Source organism: Azorhizobium oxalatiphilum (assembly GCF_014635325.1).
Taxonomy (GTDB): domain Bacteria; phylum Pseudomonadota; class Alphaproteobacteria; order Rhizobiales; family Xanthobacteraceae; genus Azorhizobium; species Azorhizobium oxalatiphilum.
Map to the genome: position 1 here is coordinate 638,132 of NZ_BMCT01000001.1, position 18,270 is coordinate 656,401.

Annotated in this window: 20 protein-coding genes; 5 read left to right on the forward strand and 15 right to left on the reverse strand. The window is 67.8% G+C overall.

Translation table 11 applies throughout. The features are described from left to right. Positions 1 to 74 precede the first annotated feature (74 nt). Genes phnN through phnG form a run of 9 tightly spaced genes read right to left on the reverse strand, consistent with a single transcriptional unit; the run spans position 75 to position 7,022 of the window. Positions 75 to 680, reverse strand: coding sequence for a phosphonate metabolism protein/1,5-bisphosphokinase (PRPP-forming) PhnN (gene phnN, locus IEW24_RS02910; RefSeq protein ID WP_188575244.1), 606 nt, complete (start codon positions 678 to 680; stop codon positions 75 to 77). Further along, a complete protein-coding gene (locus tag IEW24_RS02915; RefSeq protein WP_188575246.1) occupies positions 677 to 1,831 on the reverse strand; it encodes an alpha-D-ribose 1-methylphosphonate 5-triphosphate diphosphatase in 1,155 nt (384 codons plus the stop codon). The genes phnN and IEW24_RS02915 overlap by 4 nt, the downstream gene beginning before the upstream one ends. Positions 1,832 to 1,867: 36 nt before the next feature. Continuing rightward, positions 1,868 to 2,626 (reverse strand): phosphonate C-P lyase system protein PhnL, encoded by a 759-nt coding sequence (phnL, locus tag IEW24_RS02920; protein ID WP_188575248.1) that lies wholly within the window; start codon positions 2,624 to 2,626, stop codon positions 1,868 to 1,870. Then, complete coding sequence (gene phnK / locus IEW24_RS02925; protein WP_188575250.1) at positions 2,623 to 3,402, reverse strand: phosphonate C-P lyase system protein PhnK; 780 nt, start codon at positions 3,400 to 3,402, stop codon at positions 2,623 to 2,625. Before phnK ends, phnL begins: the two co-directional genes overlap by 4 nt. Beyond that, on the reverse strand, positions 3,399 to 3,896 hold the full coding sequence (locus IEW24_RS02930; RefSeq protein WP_188575252.1) for a GNAT family N-acetyltransferase: 498 nt from the start codon (positions 3,894 to 3,896) through the stop codon (positions 3,399 to 3,401). Before IEW24_RS02930 ends, phnK begins: the two co-directional genes overlap by 4 nt. Beyond that, the gene (locus IEW24_RS02935; RefSeq protein WP_373869994.1) at positions 3,893 to 4,816 is read right to left on the reverse strand and encodes an alpha-D-ribose 1-methylphosphonate 5-phosphate C-P-lyase PhnJ; all 924 of its coding nucleotides are present in this window, start codon (positions 4,814 to 4,816) and stop codon (positions 3,893 to 3,895) included. The genes IEW24_RS02930 and IEW24_RS02935 overlap by 4 nt, the downstream gene beginning before the upstream one ends. Next, the gene (locus IEW24_RS02940) at positions 4,813 to 5,916 is read right to left on the reverse strand and encodes a carbon-phosphorus lyase complex subunit (protein WP_188575253.1); all 1,104 of its coding nucleotides are present in this window, start codon (positions 5,914 to 5,916) and stop codon (positions 4,813 to 4,815) included. The genes IEW24_RS02935 and IEW24_RS02940 overlap by 4 nt, the downstream gene beginning before the upstream one ends. Before the next feature lie 3 nt (positions 5,917 to 5,919). Next, positions 5,920 to 6,543 carry a phosphonate C-P lyase system protein PhnH gene (gene phnH, locus IEW24_RS02945; protein WP_188575256.1) on the reverse strand — a complete coding sequence of 208 codons (624 nt, stop codon included), beginning with the start codon at positions 6,541 to 6,543 and terminating at the stop codon, positions 5,920 to 5,922. Then, positions 6,543 to 7,022, reverse strand: coding sequence for a phosphonate C-P lyase system protein PhnG (gene phnG, locus IEW24_RS02950; RefSeq protein WP_188575257.1), 480 nt, complete (start codon positions 7,020 to 7,022; stop codon positions 6,543 to 6,545). Before phnG ends, phnH begins: the two co-directional genes overlap by 1 nt. 192 nt (positions 7,023 to 7,214) lie before the next feature. Here phnG and phnF point away from each other — a divergent pair, with 192 nt between their 5' ends. Continuing rightward, complete coding sequence (gene phnF, locus IEW24_RS02955; RefSeq protein WP_244644113.1) at positions 7,215 to 8,012, forward strand: phosphonate metabolism transcriptional regulator PhnF; 798 nt, start codon at positions 7,215 to 7,217, stop codon at positions 8,010 to 8,012. Between the two features lie 22 nt (positions 8,013 to 8,034). Next, positions 8,035 to 8,649, forward strand: coding sequence for a pyridoxamine 5'-phosphate oxidase family protein (locus tag IEW24_RS02960; protein ID WP_188575259.1), 615 nt, complete (start codon positions 8,035 to 8,037; stop codon positions 8,647 to 8,649). Positions 8,650 to 8,677: 28 nt separating this feature from the next. On the opposite strand, the gene phnE (IEW24_RS02965) is transcribed toward IEW24_RS02960, so the two are convergent. The 6 genes from phnE (IEW24_RS02965) to IEW24_RS02990 all read right to left on the reverse strand — a co-directional run bounded on the left by phnE (IEW24_RS02965) (position 8,678) and on the right by IEW24_RS02990 (position 15,334). Continuing rightward, positions 8,678 to 9,505, reverse strand: a complete 828-nt coding sequence (phnE, locus tag IEW24_RS02965; protein WP_188577295.1) for a phosphonate ABC transporter, permease protein PhnE — start codon at positions 9,503 to 9,505, stop codon at positions 8,678 to 8,680. 50 nt (positions 9,506 to 9,555) lie between these two features. Further along, positions 9,556 to 10,437, reverse strand: a complete 882-nt coding sequence (gene phnE, locus IEW24_RS02970; protein WP_188575261.1) for a phosphonate ABC transporter, permease protein PhnE — start codon at positions 10,435 to 10,437, stop codon at positions 9,556 to 9,558. 71 nt (positions 10,438 to 10,508) lie between these two features. Next, positions 10,509 to 11,438 carry a phosphonate ABC transporter substrate-binding protein gene (gene phnD / locus IEW24_RS02975; protein ID WP_188577297.1) on the reverse strand — a complete coding sequence of 310 codons (930 nt, stop codon included), beginning with the start codon at positions 11,436 to 11,438 and terminating at the stop codon, positions 10,509 to 10,511. Positions 11,439 to 11,569: 131 nt separating this feature from the next. Further along, the gene (gene phnC / locus IEW24_RS02980) at positions 11,570 to 12,397 is read right to left on the reverse strand and encodes a phosphonate ABC transporter ATP-binding protein (RefSeq protein WP_188575263.1); all 828 of its coding nucleotides are present in this window, start codon (positions 12,395 to 12,397) and stop codon (positions 11,570 to 11,572) included. Between the two features lie 641 nt (positions 12,398 to 13,038). Then, positions 13,039 to 14,292 (reverse strand): amidase, encoded by a 1,254-nt coding sequence (locus IEW24_RS02985; protein WP_188575265.1) that lies wholly within the window; start codon positions 14,290 to 14,292, stop codon positions 13,039 to 13,041. A gap of 76 nt (positions 14,293 to 14,368) precedes the next feature. Further along, positions 14,369 to 15,334, reverse strand: a complete 966-nt coding sequence (locus IEW24_RS02990) for a polysaccharide deacetylase family protein (protein WP_188575267.1) — start codon at positions 15,332 to 15,334, stop codon at positions 14,369 to 14,371. A gap of 158 nt (positions 15,335 to 15,492) precedes the next feature. Between IEW24_RS02990 and IEW24_RS02995 the strand changes: the two genes are divergently transcribed. From IEW24_RS02995 to IEW24_RS03005, 3 genes are all read left to right on the forward strand, one after another. Then, positions 15,493 to 16,314 carry an SDR family NAD(P)-dependent oxidoreductase gene (locus IEW24_RS02995; RefSeq protein ID WP_188575269.1) on the forward strand — a complete coding sequence of 274 codons (822 nt, stop codon included), beginning with the start codon at positions 15,493 to 15,495 and terminating at the stop codon, positions 16,312 to 16,314. A 95-nt stretch (positions 16,315 to 16,409) separates the two neighbouring features. Continuing rightward, positions 16,410 to 17,258 carry a pyridoxal kinase PdxY gene (pdxY, locus tag IEW24_RS03000; protein WP_188575271.1) on the forward strand — a complete coding sequence of 283 codons (849 nt, stop codon included), beginning with the start codon at positions 16,410 to 16,412 and terminating at the stop codon, positions 17,256 to 17,258. A gap of 49 nt (positions 17,259 to 17,307) precedes the next feature. Next, complete coding sequence (locus tag IEW24_RS03005) at positions 17,308 to 18,204, forward strand: PhzF family phenazine biosynthesis protein (RefSeq protein WP_188575273.1); 897 nt, start codon at positions 17,308 to 17,310, stop codon at positions 18,202 to 18,204. The last annotated feature ends 66 nt before the right edge of the window (positions 18,205 to 18,270 follow it).

Genomic DNA, 18,270 nt, shown 5'->3' on the forward strand with positions numbered 1-18,270 from the left:
GCAATCCAAGCGACAAGACATTCTCTATCAATGAGTTGGAGTGTTTCCGTGTTTCCCTGAAACACGGAAACACTCTAGGACAAGACTTCCGGCGCGCGTGCGTAGCTTGCCGCGCGGATGAAATCCGCGAGGCGTTGGGCGCCTTCGCGGATGGGCCCCACATTCTGGATTTCCAGATCCGCATCCAGCGGGACATCGGGCGCGCGGGCAAGACGCTCGCGGATATCGTCCTCGCTCTCGCGGCCGCGTGCCGCGAGGCGTACGGCGCGCACCTCGGGCGGGGCGGTGATGTGGACGACCGACAGGCGGGAGAAGCGCTTGCGCGCCTCGGGCAGGGTGGCACGGGAGCCGTTGGCCATTACAGTGCGGCCTTGCGCCAGCGCTTCCGCGACCTCCGCTCCCAGTGCATAGGCAAGGCCATGAGCCCGCCACGCGAGCGGATAGCGCCCGGCGGCGAGTTCCGCCTCGAAGGTGGCGAGGTCCACGGGCTGGTGGTCCTCGCCGGTGGTGTCAGTGCGTGTCACGAGGCGACGGGCAACCAGCAGGTCGGTGTCTCCCGTCAACAGCCGGGCAGCCTCGGACATCAGCGTGTCCTTGCCGGCACCGGACGGCCCCACCACCAGGACGAGAGCGCCGGGGCCGAAGGGCGGCTTCAGGCTCGTGCCGCGCACAGGGCTCATGCCACGCGCTCGCCCTGCCGCCACACCGCGCGGGCGACAGGAATGTCGCCAGCCAGCGCCACGCGCACCAGATCGGCACGCTTGCCCACGGCGATCTCGCCGCGATCGGTGAGGCTGGCGGCATCGGCCGGGTTCTTCGTCACCATGCGGACCGCTTCCGGCAGGCTGATCTCAGGTGCGCGGCGCACGAGGTCGAACGGCGCCCAGAGCAGGCTCGCCGGCACATAGTCCGAGGACAGAATGTCCAGCAGGCCGAGCCGGGCCAGTTGCTCGGCCGAGGCATTACCGGTGTGGGAGCCGCCGCGCACCATGTTGGGCGCGCCCATGAGCACGCGGATGCCGGCTTCATGCGACAGGCGGGCGGCTTCTACCGTGGTGGGGAATTCCGCGATGGCGACGCCGTCGCCGATGGCCTCGGCCACATGCTCGGGGGTGGCATCGTCATGGCTCGCCAGCACGATGCGGTTGGGGTGGGCGAGCGCCACGAGGCCCTGCCGGTTCGGGCGGGCGAGGCGCTCATGATAGTCGAGCCGGGTCGCGACGATGACGTCCAGTTCCTCGTCGGTGATGCCGCTCTTCTTCTTGTAATAGGCGCGGAACTGCTCGGTGCAGGAGAACTGGCGCTGGCCGGGCGTGTGGTCCATGAGCGAGATCAGGCGCACGTCGTGGCCCGCGACGATGGCGGCGGCATCCTCCACCACGCTGTCGGTGGCGACCTCGCAGCGCAGATGCACCAGATGGTCGGCGCGCAGCACGCCGGACGCGCGGGCGGTGGCGAGCGCCTCCAGCAGGATGGGTGCATCGCCATCCATGCCCACCGCCTTCTTGTCCGGCCACACCCGCAGGCTGTCGAACACGGTGGTGATGCCGGAAGCGGCGATCTGCGCATCATGCGCCAGTACGGCCGAGACCGCGTTCCAGCGGACCTTGGGGCGGGGCGCCAGATGGCCTTCCACATGGTCCGTGTGCAGCTCGACGAGGCCGGGGAGGAGATAATCGCCCTCAAGGTCGATGGCGCCCGCGGGCACCGTGCCGGTGTCCACCGCGCGGAGCACGCGATCGGCCACATGGACGTGGCCTTCGAGGATGCTGTCGGCGAGAACGATGCGGGCATTGGCGAACACCTGTTCGCCGGTCTTGGCCTGTGACATGGAAAAAGTGTCCTTTGGGCGGATGACCTTCCGGTCTCAATTGGGGCGGGTGGCGAAGGCGGAGACATCCACCACCTCGTCCGCCACCGCATCGCGCGTGTCCGCGTCGTGGAAGATGCCGAGCAGGCCGGTGCCGCGCGCCTTCTTCTCAGTGATGAGGTCGATCACCACCTGCCGGTTCACGGCGTCCAGCGAGGCGGTGGGCTCGTCCAGCAGCAGCAGCGGCTGGCTGGAGATGAAGCCGCGCGCCACGTTCACACGCTGCTGCTCGCCACCGGAGAAGGTGGCGGGCGGCAGGCTCCACAGCCGCTCCGGCAGGTTGAGTCGGGCCAGCAGGTCGCGGGCCTTCAGGCGGGCCTGGTCGGGCGCCACGCCCTCCGCCATCAGCGGCTCGGCCACCACGTCGAGGGCGGAGACGCGGGGGATGACGCGCAGGAACTGGCTCACATAGCCGATGCGGCGGCGGCGCAGGTCCAGCATTCGGCGGGGCGCGGCATGGGCCACGTCCACCGGGCCGTCCTCGTCCGCCAGCCAGATGGCTCCGGTGTCGGTGCGGTAATTGCCATAGACCATCTTGAGGATGGAGCTTTTGCCGGCGCCGGAGGGGCCGCCCAGCGCCACGCAGGTTCCGGCGCGGACTGAAAAGCCTGCGCCGTCCACCACCGGCAGGCGGGTGCCGCCGCGCAGGTGCAGCGTGAAGGCCTTGGCGAGGTGTTCCACGCGCAGCAGCGTGCCGGCGGGCAGGGCGGGGGGCAGCGGCGTCGCCGCCTGCTGGGGAGCGGTGTGGAGCGTCATGCGGCAAGCACCGAGGAGACGAGGAGCTGGGTATAGGGCTCGCGTGGATCGTCGAGCACCTGATCGGTGAGGCCCTCCTCGATCACCCGGCCTTCCTTCATCACCATGATGCGGTGGGAGAGCAGGCGGGCGACCGCGAGGTCGTGGGTGACGATGATGACGGCGAGGCCGAGGTCCGCCACCAGCGAGCGGATGAGGTCCAGCAGGCGCGCCTGCACCGAGACGTCGAGGCCGCCGGTGGGCTCGTCCATGAAGACGAGGCGCGGCTTGGTGACGAGATTGCGGGCGATCTGCAGGCGCTGGCGCATGCCGCCGGAAAAGGCGCGCGGATCATCGTCGATGCGGTCCGGCTGGATTTCCACGCGGGAGAGCCAGTCGATGGCTTCGTTGCGGATGCCGGCATAGTTGCGCCAGCCCACCGCCATCAGCCGCTCGCCCACATTGCCGCCGGCGGACACTGCCATGCGGAGGCCCTTCTCCGCATGCTGGCGCACGAAGCCCCAGTCGGTGCGCAGCAGCAGGCGCCGCTCGCCTTCGGTGAGGGCGGACAGGTCGCGCATCTCGCCGTCGCGCATGCGGTAGTGGATCGCGCCGGCAGAGGGCTCAAGTTCAGTTGAGAGCAGGCCGAGCAACGTGGACTTTCCGGAACCGCTCTCGCCCACGATGGCGAGCACTTCGCCGGCATGGAGGGTGAGGGAGACATCGCGGCAGCCGAGGCGGGCGCCGTAATAGCGGGTCAGGCCCTCGGCGACGAGAAGGGGGGCATCGTCTGTCATTGCGCAGCCTCCAGAGGCGCGGCGGGGGGAATGGCCTCGCCCTCGGGGGACAGGTCCACATGCAGGCTCACGCCGTGGCGGCGGAAGCCGAGGTTCTCGTAGAACTGATGGGCCTTCACGCGCTTGGCGTTGGAGGAGAGCACCAGCTTGTAGCAGCCTTTCCCGGCAGCCTTGCGCATGGCGAACCGCATCATGACGCCGCCCACGCCGCCGCCCTGCCGGGTAGGCGAGACCACCACGTCCTCCACGATGGCGGAAGGCGCGCCGAGATGGCCGAGATTGTCCATCACCAGCAATGCGAAGGTGCCGACCACCTCGCCTGCGTCCTCGGCCACATAGAGCACGTAGTCGGGATAGCGGGCGAAGCGGGCGAACAGGGCCTTCGCTTCCTCCAGCGGCAGCACCTTGCCGTCGTCCATGCCCGGCTGGGCATAGAGCGCCATCACGGCGGTGAGGTCCTCTTCGGTGGCAGGGCGGATGGAGAGGGCGCTCATTCCGCCGCCTCCGGCAGCGCGCTCATCTCGCCGCGATGGCCTTCCGCCTGCCGCGTGTTGCAATAATCCGTGTCCGAGCAGACGAACATGCGCCCGCCGCGATCATCAAGGATCACTTCGTCCAGATAGACGCCGGTCGCAGCGCACAAGGCGCAGGGTTTGGCGAAGTGCTGAACCTTGAAGGGATGGTCCTCGAAATCCAGCGGCACCACCCTGGTGTGTGGCGGGATGGCATAGATGCGCTTCTCGCGCCCCGCGCCGAACAATTGCAGCGCCGGACTGTCGTCCATCTTCGGATTGTCGAACTTCGGGATGGGCGAGGGGTCCATCACATAGCGCCCGTCCACTTCCACCGGATAGGCATAGGTGGTGGCGATGTGGCCGTGGCGGGCGATGTCCTCATAGAGCTTCACATGCATGAGGCCGTAATCGGCCAGCGCATGCAGCTTGCGGGTCTCGGTCTCGCGCGGCTCGAGGAAGCGCAGGGGCTCGGGGATCGGCACCTGATAGACCAGCACCTGATGCGCCTGAAGCTGCTGCTCCGGCACGCGGTGGCGGGTCTGGATGACGGTGGCGTCCTGCGTGCGTGTGGTGGTGGCGACGCCGGGGGCCGTGGTCTCGAAGAAGCCCCGGATGGCCACCGCGTTCGTGGTGTCGTCCGAGCCCTGGTCGATGACCTTCAGTACGTCGTCCATGCCGAGGATGGCGGCCGTGACCTGCACGCCGCCGGTGCCCCAGCCATAAGGCATGGGCATCTCGCGGCTGGCGAAGGGCACCTGATAGCCGGGAATGGCGATGGCCTTCAGGATGGCCCGGCGGATCATCCGCTTCGTCTGCTCGTCCAGATAAGCGAAATTGTAGGTGATGGCGGGCATGCCGGCGGACGTCGAGGCCGTCTGGGTTTGTTCAAGCGCGGTCATTCGGCGGCCTCCTGCCGGGCGTCGCCATGGACGGGATCGGTGTGCTCGGCGCGCATGCGGCGCACGAGGTCGAGTTCGGCCTGGAAGTCCACGTAATGGGGCAGCTTCAGATGCTCCACAAAGCCGGTGGCTTGCACATTGTCGGAATGGGAGAGGACAAATTCCTCGTCCTGTGCAGGCGCGGACTGCTCCTCGCCCAGTTCCTTGAAGCGCAGGGCACGGTCCACGAGGGCCACCGACATGGCCTTGCGCTCGCTCTGGCCGAACACGAGGCCATAGCCGCGCGTGAACTTCGGCGGCTCGGCGGAGGAGCCCTTGAACTGCGTCACCATCTGACACTCGGTGACATTGATCGGCCCGAGCGGTACGGCGAAGCCCAGTTCCTCAACGAACAGCTCCACCTCCACCTCGCCGAAGCGGATCTCGCCGACGAAGGGATGGGTGCGGGCATAGCCGCGCTGGGTGGAATAGCCGAGCGAGAGCAGGAAGCCCTCGTCGCCGCGCGCCAGATTCTGCAGGCGCAGCGGCCGATCGGCGGGGAAGCTCAGGGGCTCGCGGGTGAGGTCGCGCGGATATTCGCCGGTTGAGGGTGCGGCCTCGATCAGGCCCTCGTCGCCGAGCAGGTCGGTGACGCGGGGCATGGGGGCGCCGTCTTCCGTCTCGGCGCGGGCCGGGGCGGGCGGTTCGGTGGTCGTGCCGGCCAGCGTCGGGTCCAGCAGGCGGTGGGTGTAATCGAAGGTCGGCCCGAGCACCTGTCCGCCGGGGATGTCCTTGTAGGTGGCCGAGATGCGGCGTTCGACGCGCATCTGCGCCGTGTCCACCGGCTCGCAATAGCCGAAGCGGGGCAAGGTGGTGCGGAAGGCGCGGACGAGGAAGATGGCCTCGATCAGATCGCCCCGCGCCTGCTTGATGGCGAGCGATGCCAAGGGGCGATCATAGAGCGAGCCTTCGCTCATCACCCGGTCCACCGCCAGCGTGAGCTGTTCGGAAATCTGGTCGATGCCGATCTCCGGCACCGATGTGTCGCCCCGCCGCGTCTCGGCAAGCAGGGCATGGGCGTTGCGGATGGCGGTTTCGCCACCCTTGACGGCCACATACATGGATCAGGCCTCCGCTGTGATGCGGGTGGAGCGCGGCAGGGCTGAGACCAGCCCCGACGTGGTGAAGAGGAGATCGACGCCCAGCGGGAACAGCAGCCGGTTGTCGGCCCAGCGGGTCGCGAAGTCCGCCGGCAAGGGCGTGGCGCCGAAGCTGCGCGTGCTCTTGATGCCGGGGCCTTCCAGCGTGAAGGGCGCATCCGAGAGCATGGTCACGGCGAGGATCAGAGTGGTGGAGCGGTCCGGATATTCGGGAATGCCCTGCGCAAAGTCGGTGAAGGGCGGGAGATTGCCCGGCTCGCGCACGAGGGCGAAGCGGGCGGCGGCGGGATCGTCCGTGATCGGCGCGCCGGTGTGGAAGCGCAGGAAATCCGCCACCCCCTTGTGTTTCGCCAGCATGGGATCCAGCCAGAGCGGCGTCTCGTAATCCGCCAGCGCCAGTGCAAGGGCCGCCATTTCAGGCGTGAGCGGGGCGGGGGGCTTGAGGTTGGTGGCCAGCGGCATGCGGTGGCCGGGCCGGGAGACGGCCCACATCACCGCCTTGAAGGTGGCCTGCGCCTCGCGCACCGGATCCGAGAAGCCAAGGGCCAGTTCGCTGGTGGAGGCGGCGGGCGTCTGTTCCGTGCTCATCAGTCCTCTCCGCGCACCATGGTGAAGAAATTGACCTTGGTGGCCTCGGTCTTTTCCCGCGCCACCAGCTCTTCCGCCGCAAGGCGTTCGCGCACCGGGGCAAGGGCTTCCTCCACCGCAGGGCGCAGCGCCGTGTCCTGCCACAGGGCATCGAGGATGGCGGCGGCCCGCGCACGCTCCGGCGCCCGGCCGAGCAGATAGGAGACGCCGGTGGCGCCGCCCTCGATGCGCACGGCGGCGCGGGTGACGGTGGCCTCACCCGTATTGAAGGCATCGCCGTCGCCGCCGATGCGGCCGCGCACCATGGCGAGGCCCACTTCCGCGGGGCGAAGATCGTGGATGGGAGGCAGGGGTCTGAAGCGCTCCACTGCCGAATTGAGTTCGTCGGCCGAAGCGTGGGCGAAGAGGCCCATCATGGCCTGCCGGGCTGCCACCTGTGCTGCCGCAGCGTCTTTCGCACTTAGGTCTTCCGCGCCCATCTCTTCCCCTTGGACGTGCTGCCGGGTCGGGTGCCGCTGACAAAAAACGGTCTCGACCGCTGCGTTAGACAGGAAAGGCTGTCGCCGCTTCCGTGTGTCGGCATATGGACAGTATTTGTATAAAAGTCTATACAAATGTGCAGCGCGCCGGACGAATTTGAAAAAGAGGGGAGCCGGCGGGGACGGGATGACATGATGGACGAGGTCGATCACGGGCCGATGACGGCGGGCGAAACCGCTGATGCACGGTCGGAAAGCGTGAAGCCGGAAGACGTGAAGCGCGGCAGCGGGGTGTCGCTCTGGAAGCAGATCGCCGAGACGCTGGAGGCGGAGATCGCCTCCGGCGCACGCAAGCCGGGCGCGCGCCTGCCGGTGGAGGCGGAACTGGCGGAGCGCTTCGGCGTCAACCGCCACACCGTGCGTCGGGCTTTGTCCGTGCTCGGGGAGCGGGGGCTGATCGAGGCCACCGCCGGGCGCGGCACCTTCGTGAAGGAGCCGCCGCTGCGCTATCCCATCGGCGCGCGCACGCGATTCTCCGAGATCGTGCTGGCCAGCGGGCGCGAGCCGCACGGCCGCTTCCTTGGTTCGCAGGTGGAGGATGCCAGCGTCGAGGTGGCGCGCGAACTTGGAGTCGCGCCGGGCACCAAGGTGCTGCGCATCGACACCACCCATGAGGCGGACGGCGTGCCCATCTCCTGCGGCTCGGCCTGGTTCGTCCATGCCCGCTGTCAGGATCTGGATCTCGTCTATGCGGCCACCGGTTCGCTGACGCGGGCGCTGTCCACCCTCGGCATCATCGATTTCCGTCGCAAGGAGACGCGCCTCACCGCCCGCGTGGCCGACGAGCGGGAGCGTGGACTCCTATCGCTTGCCATGGGACGGTCCGTCATGGTGGTGGAGCGCGTGGATGTGGACGTGGCGGGCGTGCCCTTGCAGTGGGGCCGCTCCAGCTTCGCCGCCGACCGCGTGCAACTGGTCATCAAGCCTTGAGAAGAAGCCCTGAGGAAATGTCATGAGTAGGATCGAGAGCGTCGAGCAGTTGCGGACCCACTACAAGGCGGTGAGCGTGCGCGCAGCACAGAAGGTGCTACCCCGCCTCGACAAGCATTGCCGCAGCTTCATCGGTCTCAGCCCGTTCGTGATGCTCGCCACCTCCAGCAAGGCCGGTGAGCTGGACGTGACCCCGCGCGGCGACCAGCCGGGCTTCGTCGGGATCGACGATGACGGCGCGACGCTCCTGCTACCCGACCGGCCGGGCAACAACCGCCTCGACAGCCTCACCAACATTCTGGAGCAGCCGGGCGTAGGGCTGATCTTCCTGATCCCCGGCGTGGACGAGACGCTGCGGGTGAACGGCACGGCCGAAATCCGCGCGGATGCGGACCTGCGCGCCCGTTTCGCAGTGGACGGCAAGCTGCCGACCTCGGTGCTGCGCATCACAGTGCGCGAGGCCTATCTGCATTGCGCCAAGGCCTTCATGCGTTCGAAGCTGTGGGATCAGCAGGCGCAGGTGGAGCGCTCCGTGCTGCCGACGCTGGGCGAGATGCTCCGCGACCAGATCGGCAATAGCGACGGCTTCGAGACGCAGGAACAGATGGTCGCCCGCTTCAAGCAGGCCATGTACTGACGGGCTTGAGACAGATGACCCACCGCCGTCAGGCGGTGGGCGCCTTGCGGCCGATGATGGCGAAGCGCAGGCGCGACGACACGAAGTCGATCGCCGCCACGGTGGCGAGGATCATCAGGATGATCACGCTCACCTGCTGCATCTCCAGAGTGCGGATCAGCTCCGTCAGATAAGCGCCGATGCCACCCGCGCCCACGATGCCGATGATGGTGGCCGAGCGGGTGTTGGATTCGAAGAAATAGAGCACCTGGCTGGCGATCACCGGCAGTACCTGCGGCACCAGCGCGAACCGCACCCGGTGCAGGGCGCTGCCGCCCGAGGCGGTTACGCCCTCGGAGGCCTTGCGGTCGGTGGCCTCGATGGCCTCCGAGAACAGCTTGCCGAAGGCCCCGAAATCCGCGCAGGCGATGGCCAGCGCCCCGGCGAAGGGGCCGAGGCCCACCACGTTGATCCACATCAGCGCCCAGATGAGCGTGTCCACCGAGCGCGAGACGTCGAACACCCGGCGCAGCGAGAAGTGGACGAAGATGTTCGGGATCACGTTCTTCGCCGCGAGGAAGGCGAAGGGGAAGGCCACCACGGCGGCGGTCAGCGTGCCGAGGAAGGCGATGGCCAATGTCTCGCCCAGCGCCTGCGCGAAGGCCGGCAGGCGGCCATGGGCATCGGGCGGAAACAGCAGCGAGAAGAACAGTCCGAGCCGGCTCAGGCCCGCCCACATGCGCTGCGGATTGAAGTCGAGCGCCCACAAGGCGAAGACCGCCATCGCGAGGATCGCGCCGACGAAGGCGGCGGCCTTGAGCCGGCCCCGGCCATTGGTGCGGAAGGCATCGGGATGGCGGGCGCGCAGGCCCTCCATGTCGGCGGCCAGGACGGGGCGGGGATCGAGTACGGAAGTGGTGTGGGAGGTCACGGGTGCTGGCCTCCGAAGAGCAGGCGATGGCGGACGTGCTCGGTCGCAAGATCAATGATGATGACGGTCGCGATGATCATGAGCAGCATGGCGCTCACGTCCGTGTAGTAGAAGTTGCGGATGGCGGTGAGGAATTCCTGGCCGATGCCGCCCGCGCCCACGAAGCCCAGCACGCCCGCGCCGCGCACGTTGATCTCGAACCGCAGCAGGCCGTACGAGGCGAAGTTGGACAGCACCTGCGGCACCACGCCGAAGCGCACCCGCTGCATCCAGCTGGCGCCGGAGGCGGCGAGGCCTTCCACCGGCTTCATATCGATATTCTCCACCACCTCGGCGAACAGCTTGCCCAGCGCGCCCGTGGTGTGGATGGCGATGGCCAGCACGCCGGGGATGGGGCCGAGGCCGAAAGCGAAGACGAAGATGAGCGCGAACACGATGTCCGGCACCGTGCGGCAGAATTCCAGATAGCGCCGGGTGACGAACAATACCGTCCGGCTGCGCACCAGATTGGCCGAGGCGAGGAAGCACAGGATGAAGCCACCGACGGCGCCCAGCAGCGTGCCGAGATAGGCCATGAGCAGGGTTTCGCCGAGCAGGCGCGCCCAGGTCTTCAGGTCCCAGTACCACGCGACGATGTCCGCGCGCGGGGTCTCGGCGGAGATGGTGGGGATGGTCTTCGCCAGATAATCGGTGAAATGGCCGATGTTCTTCAGCGCCGCCGGGCGCACTTCCGCGAACCAGCCCGCCAACAGCACCAGCGCGCCGATGACGACCGCAACGCCGAGCCCGCGCAGACGGCTTTTCGCCGTGGCGGCGTCATAGGCGGCGGCGAGGGCCTGAGCCTGTGCAGGAGGAAGATGCGGAACGGTAGCGGACATGGCGTTCTCAAGAAGGGAAGTCAAAACGCAAAACGGCGGGGGCTTTTGGCCCCCGCCGTTCCGGCGAGCGATCAGGAACGCTTACGCTGATCGTCGTTATACTTCACCATGCCGATGATGCCGTCGTAATCCTTGGCGGTGATCGGCGAGAACTCGATGTCCTTGCCGCCGGACAGCTTGTCGAAGGCCGCCTTGTCCTTCTTCGGGGCGTCGAGGAAGGCCTGCTTGATCTTGGCCTTCAGGTCGGCGGGCAGGGAGTCCAGCACGGCGAACGGGCCTTCGGGCAGGAAGTCCGACTTGAAGACGATGCGGAAGTCCTTCTCCGTCAGCGGCTTGCCCTCGGCGTTCTTCAGCAGGCCACGGGCCAGCAGGCGGGTGAGGTAATTGTCGGTCTCGGAGTTCCAGGCGTTGGCGGCGGCGTCCGCCGTGCCCTGGGCCACCGCGAGGACGGCATTGTCATGGCTGCCGGCATAGACGCTCTTGCCGAAGAAGGAGTCCACCGAGGCGCCTTCCTTGTTCAGGAAGTAGCGCGGGGCCTGATTGCCGGAGGTGGAGTTGGGATCGACGAGGGCGATGGTCTTGCCCTTGAGGTCCTTCAGTTCCTTGTACGGGCTGTCGGCGCGCACCCAGATCACCGAATAATAGCCGGTGAGGCCGGTGTTGTGGCGCTGCACGACCAGCGGATCCACCTTCACGCCGGTGAGGACGGCGCGGGCGTAGGAGGCGGGCCCGTAGAAGGCGATCTGCGCGCTGCCGGTGCGCTGGGCCTCGATCACGGCCGCATAGTCATTGGCGATGCGCAGCTTCACCGGAACGCCGATCTCCTTGGAGAGATATTCGGCGAAGGGGGTGTAGATGTCGGTGGTGGCGGAGGCGTTCTCGGCCGGGATTACCGCGAAGGTGAGCTCGGGAAACTGCTTCTTCCACTCCTGCGCGTGAGCGGCGCCGGCGGTGAGGGTAAGGGCGGCGGCGGCCGCGATCAGGCTGCGACGGTTGATCATCATGAACTCCTGAAGTGAAGGCGTGATGGGTCGATACCTCGCGCGCCACCGCACCACCCCTGATGGAGGGCGGTGGGAAGCCTGCGGGGAGATGGGATACGCACGCGCCCGGCCTTGAGGGCCGGACCGGATCAGCGTTGCGGGGCGGCGGTGGCCGGAAGGGCCGCCGGGGCGTGGCCGCCGGCGGCGGGCACCGCGTCGGCGAGTTCGCCCATCACTTCGCCGGCCTCAAGGCCGTAGAGGTCACGGGCGACGGCGGGAGTCAGCCGAGATGGTGAGCCATCGAACACCACCTTGCCGCCCGCCATGCCCACCAGCCGGTCGCAATAGGTGCGCGCCAGTTCCAGCGAGTGCAGGTTGCACATGACGGTGATGCCGAAGTGCTTGTTGATGCGCAGCAACTGGTCCATCACCACCTTGGTGTTGCGTGGGTCGAGCGAGGCGATGGGCTCGTCGGCGAGGATCAACCGGGGCTCCTGCACCAGAGCGCGGGCGATGGCCACGCGCTGCTGCTGGCCGCCGGAGAGGCTGTCGGCGCGCTGCGCGGCCAGATTGGCCATGTCGAACTGTTCGAGCGCGGACAAGGCGATGGCCTTGTCCTCCGCACTCCAGCTCTTGGTGAGGGCGCGCCAGTTGGCCATGCCGGAGAGGCGGCCCATGAGCACGTTGGTCAGCACGTCGAGGCGGCCGACGAGATTGAACTGCTGGAACACCATGGCGGCGCGGGCGCGCCACTGGCGCAACTCGTGGCCCTTGAGCGCGGTGACGTCGCGATCCTCGAACAGGATGCGGCCCGCACTGGACTCCTGCAGGCGGTTGACCATGCGCAGCAAGGTGGACTTGCCGGCACCAGAGCGACCGATAACGCCGATGAAGGCGCCTTGGCCGATCTGAAGATTCACGTCGGAAACGGCGGTCTTGTTGCCAAATCGGCACGTCAGTCCGTCGATCACGAGCATGGCGTCGCTCCGCTGGTGGACAGGAGCCCCCCACTTACGGCCGGCGCGCAACAATCATGTGACGGTCAGCGGAGCCTTGGCGCGTATGACGGGGGTTGTCCCGCCCGACACGTCGAGCATCGCAATTGTCACGTAGCGTCATTGCGTTGTCATCGTGATCCATGACACGCCGGATGCCCCTGAATTCCGAGGGATTTCTGCGGTCGGCCGCGGGTGCCCGCCCGCCGGTGCCGGCTATCGGGCGTATGACAGCGGGGCCCAAAAAAGCAGGCGCCGGAGAGCAGAGGCTCTCCGGCGCCGCGGTGGTCTTTCCCGGACCGTGTGTTTCGTTTTGCTTGGTCTACACGGTGGAGTGCGACATGCCGCCGGTCCGTCTTCCATCTGCCGGATGTGCGCAGCGCCAAGGTGCGGGCTCGCGTGCGCTCTCCGGATCAAGACTGGCTCGGGATTCTTGAGCGTACCTATGCCGAACGTCCGATTGGGCGACCTCCCCATGCGAAGCTTAGCAAAGGATACTGGAAATAAAAGCGCGTATTGTTGCTGCGCTGCATTGGGCTTTGCGGGCGTTGCAGCGCGAAATTGGCGCGTACTGCGACATCACAGGGTTTCCGCGATGCCGCAGTGCGAATGTATACCAAATATCAGCCGGAAATGGCGCGTTCCAGGAAGGCTGCGGCAGCCAGAGTGCGGTAATCGCGCCCGAACCGCCCCACCACCTGAATGCCGATGGGCAGGCCCGTGGGCCCATTGAGGCCAGCCACCGAGACGCAGGGGGTGCCCATCAGCGTCCACAGGCGATTGAGGGCCGGAGAGCCGGTCGAATCGAGGCCCTCGGGCGCCTCGCCGGGGGCGGCAAAGGTGAGCAAAGCGTCATAATCGGCGAACAGGTCGCCGAGGCGCTGGCGGGCGCGCTTGGAGGTACGCCGGGCGGCGTCATAGGCCTCGGCGCCGATGGTGCCGGCCTCGCGCAGATGGATGGTCAGCATGGGGGACAGGAGCTCGCGGTCATATTCGTCCGCCAGCGCCAGTGCGCCCTCGAAATTCTGGATCACCGGCTGGGCTGCGTCCGCCGCCTCGATCTCCACGGGAATGTCGATCTCCGTGACGGTCGCGCCGGCGGCCGTGGCCGCGCGCACCGCGGCCTCCAGCGCCGCATGGGCACCGGCATCGGCCAGATGGTCGCGCGGCGTGCGCACGAGGGCGAAGCGGGGCGGGGTGATATCGGCGTCCGCCAGATCAAGGTCGCGGCCGGTGATGGCGCCGGCGCCGAACGCCACGTCTGCCACGCGGGCGCCGAACAGGCCGACGGTGTCGAGATGCCAGCTATAGACCTTCATGCCCACGGTGGGGATGAGGCGGAAGGTGGGCTTGTAGCCGGTGACGCCGCAGAAGGAGGCCGGCCGCAGCACCGAGCCGGCGGTCTGGGTGCCCAGCGCCAGCGGCACGATGCCCGCCGCCACCGCCGCCGCCGAGCCCGAGGACGAGCCGCCCGGCGTGTGGGTGAGCCTGCGCGGATTGCAGGTGTCGGTGGGCTTCAGGAAGGCGAATTCGGTGGTCTTGGTCTTGCCGAAGATGAGGCCGCCGGCCCGCTTCACCTGCCGCACCACGGCTGCGTCGGTGCGCGGCACATGGTCGAGGAAGAAGTCCGAGCCATAGGTGGTGGTGAGGCCGGCGGTATCGAAAATGTCCTTCACCGCCACCGGCAGGCCGGCCAGTGGGGTGGCAGCGAGGCCCTCATCGGCCACGGCCTCCCGGCAGGCCTGCAGGTTGAAGGTCTGGAAGGCGTGGATGTCGCCTTCCTGCTCGGCCGACGAGAGCACGCATTCGTTGAGCACGTCGCGCGGCGTCGTGCGTCTGGCGCGGATGTCTTCGGCGAGGTCGCGGGCAAGCAACATGGGATCGGCCTTCGTGCTGGCGGCAGGAGAGGCGCGGATGCGCCTGCTGCACTGCAAGCTATCGGATTCGCGTGGCTTACTGCACCGGCAGAACGCGCCGCCCTGCGCGGGCGGCATCGTCATAGACCCTGGTGTCGCCGGGGCGCTCGGAATAGCAGGTGCTGGCGATCACAGGCGTACCGGCGGCCAGAAGCTGGCTCACGGTCGCGAACTGGTAGCCCTTGGCCTTCAGCGCCGGGATGAGGATGCGCAGGGCTTCTGCCGTTTGCTTGCCGCGCCCGTTGGCGTGCATGAGCACGATGGAGCCGGGCTTGATGGCGTTCAGCATGCTCTGCGCCATGCCCTTGGCGCCGAGGAAGGCGGGATCGCCCGAATCCACGTCCCACTGGATGGCGAGATGGCCGGTCTCGTTCACATAGGCCATAGCCTGAGGCGAGCAGGAGCCATAGGGGAAGCGGAATAGCCTGGTGCGCTCGGGCACCTGCGGCAGGCGGCAGCCCGCCGCCTCCGCTCCGGCGCGGCGGTTGGCGAAGGCCATGTCCGCATCCTCCACCTGCCGCTCCATGGAGGCACCCGAGGTGACGCTCATGTTGGCGTGGGACCAGGTGTGGTTGCCCACCTCGAACTGCGGATCGGCGATGATCTGGGAGGCCCGCGCGGGATGGCTGGTCATCCATTTGCCACCGGCGAAGAAGGTGGCGGCAACGCTCTGTTCGCGCAGGTAATCCACCAGCGCGCCGTCATAGCCGGACACTTCGCTGGAGGCCTCGCACAGGTCGAAGGTGAGGGCCACCATCTTCACGCCCGCCGGCAGGGTCACACGCCGGATAGAGCCGGAAAGCGCCGCCGGCACCGGCTGCGGCGTGGGCAGCAGGCGCTCGGTGAGCGTATTCCCGGAGGTGGTGTGCGGCTGCACCTTTTCCTCGCCGGGCACGGCGCGCAGAACATCCGGCGCATAGCAGACAGGCGCAGCCGCGAGCGGGGTGGAAAGGAGGGCGGCTGCGAGGCAGAGGGGGGCGAGGAGCGAACGGGAGCGTGGCACGGCGATCACGGAATCGAGAGAACGCAGGCTCGTCGCATGCGGGACGGGACGTCGCAAGCGGATTGCGTGGGACAGCAAGCCTCGAACCAGCCCCATGACCTTGCGTCCGGTACAGCTTTCCCATGATAGGCTGAGCAGTACGGATCGGGAGGAGTTCGATGCCTTCATCGCAGGATGCGGTTGCGACGCCCAAGGCCGGCCAGCCCATCGCCCTCATCACCGGCGCCAGCACTGGCATCGGCTATGAACTGGCGCTGCTGCTGGCCCGTGACGGCTATCGGCTGGTGCTGGTATCGCGCGATCCGGCCCGGCTGGAGGCTGCGGCGGTGTCGCTGCGGCGGGAGGTGCCGGGCGCCGTGGTGGAAACCCGCACGGCTGATCTGGCGGACCCGGAGGAGACGCATGCCGCGTGCGCCTTCGCGGCTGGTCTTGCCCCCGATATCCTCATCAACAACGCCGGTTTCGGCGGCTATGGCCCCTTCGCCCGCTCGAGTGTGGCGGAAGAACAGGCGATGATCGCCACCAACATCACGGCCCTGACGCTGCTGGCCAAGGCGGTGCTGCCGGCCATGCTGGAGCGCGGCTCCGGCCGCATGCTCAATGTGGGTTCCACCGCCAGTTTCGCCCCGGGGCCGTTCTCCGCCGTCTATGCCGCCACCAAGGCCTATGTGCTTTCCTTGTCCGAGGCTCTGTCGGAGGAGACGCGGGGCAGCGGTGTCACCGTGACCGCGCTCTGCCCCGGCCCGACGCACACGCGCTTCGCCGACCGGGCCAGCATCGGCGGCACGCGCGCCTTCAACGGACCCATCGCCGATGCCCGGAGCGTGGCTGCGGAGGGCTATGCAGCGCTGATGGCGGGCAAGCCCGTGGTGGTGACGGGCCTCGTCAACAAGCTGCTGATCTTCGGTGCCCGCCTGCTGCCGCGCACGTTGGTGGCGCGCATCTCGCGGCGGGAACTCACGCCGCCCTCCGGCAGCTGACGCTGCGGGAAGAAGTCCCTCAACGGCAGAATCCATTTGTGCTGCGGCGCGCCACGGGTTAACCGGCGCGCAGAGTCATCATCCGTGGCCTGCCGATGAATATCCTGTCCATTCAGTCCCATGTGGCTTTCGGGCATGTGGGGAACGCCTCCGCCGTCTTCCCGCTGCAGCGGCTTGGCGTGGAGGTGTGGCCGATCCATACGGTGCAGTTCTCCAACCACACGGGCTATGGCGCGTGGCGGGGGCAGGTGTTCGAGGCCGCCGTGATCGGCGACCTCGTGGCCGGCATCGCCGAGCGCGGCCAGCTCGGTCGCTGCGACGGCGTGCTGTCCGGCTACATGGGCTCGGCGGATATCGGGGCTGCCATCCTCGATGCGGTGGACAAGGTCCGCGCCGCCAATCCCCGTGCTGATTATTGCTGCGACCCGGTGATCGGCGACGTGGGACGCGGCATCTTCGTGCGCCCCGGCATTCCGGAATTCATGCGCGAGCAGGCGGTGCCCGCCGCCGATGTCATCACGCCCAACCAGTTCGAGCTGGAGCTGCTCTCCAACCTGCCCGCCGGCACCCGCGCGGAAGCCGCCGCCGCCTGCGACGTGCTGCATGCGAGTGGTCCGAAGGTCATTCTCGTCACAAGCCTCGTCACCGCCGAGACGCCGGAGCAGTCCATCGACCTGATGGCCTCGGGGCCGGACGGGCGCTTCCTCGTGCGCACCCCGCGCCTCGATGTGAGCCCGAACGGGGCGGGGGACGCCATCGCGGCGCTGTTCTTCTTCCATTGGAAGCGCTCGGGCAGTACCGCGCTGGCCTTGGCGGCGGCGGCGTCCTCCATCTATGGCCTGCTGTCGCGCACCCATCAGGCTGGTTCGCGCGAATTGCTGTTGGTGGATGCGCAGGAAGAGTTCGTACGGCCAAGCCATGTCTTCACGGCGGAGAGCATTTAAGGTCTAATTTACAAGACCTTCAGATTGCTGGAATCGCCGGACCCGCCCCATGCCGCGCCGCTACGTGATCCTCGACGTCTTCACCGATCGTCCGCTGGGCGGCAATCCGCTGGCCGTGGTGCTGGAATCGCAGGGGCTCGACGATGCCGCCATGCATCGCATCACCCGCGAGTTCAACCTCTCGGAGACGGTGTTCGTGCTGCCGCCGCGCGATGGCTCCAACACCGCCCGGCTGCGCATCTTCACCACAGCCCACGAACTGCCCTTCGCCGGACACCCCACAGTGGGTGCGGCGGTGGCGCTGGCGCTGGAAGGCAGGCTCGACGCCGGCACCATGCTGATCGAGGAGACGGTCGGCATCGTGAAGGCGGAGGTGTCCACGCAAGGTGCCGGTTCACGCAAGGGCGCCGCCACCTTCATCGCGCCACGCCAGAGCGTGCTGGAAGAGGCCGAGATCTCCCGCAAGGACTGTGCGGATGCCTTGAGCCTCAGCGTGTCCGACATCGGCTTCGACGCCCACCGCCCGGTGGTGGCCTCGGCCGGCGTGCCTTTCCTGTTCGTGCCGGTGGCGAGCCTGACCGCGCTCGCCCGCGCCCGGCCCGATGAGAGCGCCTTCGTGCGCAATCTCGGGGCCTATGGCGAGGCCATGCTGCTCTATACGCTTGACGATGAAGGCGATGCGGATTTCCGCGCCCGCATGTTCTCGCCGGGTATCGGCTCCATCGAAGATCCGGCCACCGGCGCTGCGGCCGCCGCCTTTCCGGCGGTGCTGCTGGATGCGGAAACCCGCATCGACGCCAAGCACCGGGTGCGCATCGATCAGGGCTTCGAGATGGGCCGCCCCAGCCGCATCAACCTCGGTTTCACGGTGAAGGATGGCAAGCTCACGCAAGTCACCATCGGCGGTTCTGCGGTGGTGGTGGCCGAGGGCGTGCTGCACATCTGAGCCGGATGCCCGAGGGCTGGGGGCTGCCCTTTCGTAAGAACATTGTTCGCCTGTAGGAACGCCGCT

What these genes read in the sequence shown, in the direction of transcription:
- phnN (WP_188575244.1), bottom strand. Translation starts at nt 680, where the DNA reads ATGAGCCCTGTGCGCGGCACGAGCCTGAAGCCGCCCTTCGGCCCCGGC.
- IEW24_RS02915 (WP_188575246.1), bottom strand. Translation starts at nt 1,831, where the DNA reads ATGTCACAGGCCAAGACCGGCGAACAGGTGTTCGCCAATGCCCGCATC.
- phnL (WP_188575248.1), bottom strand. Translation starts at nt 2,626, where the DNA reads ATGACGCTCCACACCGCTCCCCAGCAGGCGGCGACGCCGCTGCCCCCC.
- phnK (WP_188575250.1), bottom strand. Translation starts at nt 3,402, where the DNA reads ATGACAGACGATGCCCCCCTTCTCGTCGCCGAGGGCCTGACCCGCTAT.
- IEW24_RS02930 (WP_188575252.1), bottom strand. Translation starts at nt 3,896, where the DNA reads ATGAGCGCCCTCTCCATCCGCCCTGCCACCGAAGAGGACCTCACCGCC.
- IEW24_RS02935 (WP_373869994.1), bottom strand. Translation starts at nt 4,816, where the DNA reads ATGACCGCGCTTGAACAAACCCAGACGGCCTCGACGTCCGCCGGCATG.
- IEW24_RS02940 (WP_188575253.1), bottom strand. Translation starts at nt 5,916, where the DNA reads ATGTATGTGGCCGTCAAGGGTGGCGAAACCGCCATCCGCAACGCCCAT.
- phnH (WP_188575256.1), bottom strand. Translation starts at nt 6,543, where the DNA reads ATGAGCACGGAACAGACGCCCGCCGCCTCCACCAGCGAACTGGCCCTT.
- phnG (WP_188575257.1), bottom strand. Translation starts at nt 7,022, where the DNA reads ATGGGCGCGGAAGACCTAAGTGCGAAAGACGCTGCGGCAGCACAGGTG.
- phnF (WP_244644113.1), top strand. Translation starts at nt 7,215, where the DNA reads ATGATGGACGAGGTCGATCACGGGCCGATGACGGCGGGCGAAACCGCT.
- IEW24_RS02960 (WP_188575259.1), top strand. Translation starts at nt 8,035, where the DNA reads ATGAGTAGGATCGAGAGCGTCGAGCAGTTGCGGACCCACTACAAGGCG.
- phnE (WP_188577295.1), bottom strand. Translation starts at nt 9,505, where the DNA reads ATGGAGGGCCTGCGCGCCCGCCATCCCGATGCCTTCCGCACCAATGGC.
- phnE (WP_188575261.1), bottom strand. Translation starts at nt 10,437, where the DNA reads ATGTCCGCTACCGTTCCGCATCTTCCTCCTGCACAGGCTCAGGCCCTC.
- phnD (WP_188577297.1), bottom strand. Translation starts at nt 11,438, where the DNA reads ATGATCAACCGTCGCAGCCTGATCGCGGCCGCCGCCGCCCTTACCCTC.
- phnC (WP_188575263.1), bottom strand. Translation starts at nt 12,397, where the DNA reads ATGCTCGTGATCGACGGACTGACGTGCCGATTTGGCAACAAGACCGCC.
- IEW24_RS02985 (WP_188575265.1), bottom strand. Translation starts at nt 14,292, where the DNA reads ATGTTGCTTGCCCGCGACCTCGCCGAAGACATCCGCGCCAGACGCACG.
- IEW24_RS02995 (WP_188575269.1), top strand. Translation starts at nt 15,493, where the DNA reads ATGCCTTCATCGCAGGATGCGGTTGCGACGCCCAAGGCCGGCCAGCCC.
- pdxY (WP_188575271.1), top strand. Translation starts at nt 16,410, where the DNA reads ATGAATATCCTGTCCATTCAGTCCCATGTGGCTTTCGGGCATGTGGGG.
- IEW24_RS03005 (WP_188575273.1), top strand. Translation starts at nt 17,308, where the DNA reads ATGCCGCGCCGCTACGTGATCCTCGACGTCTTCACCGATCGTCCGCTG.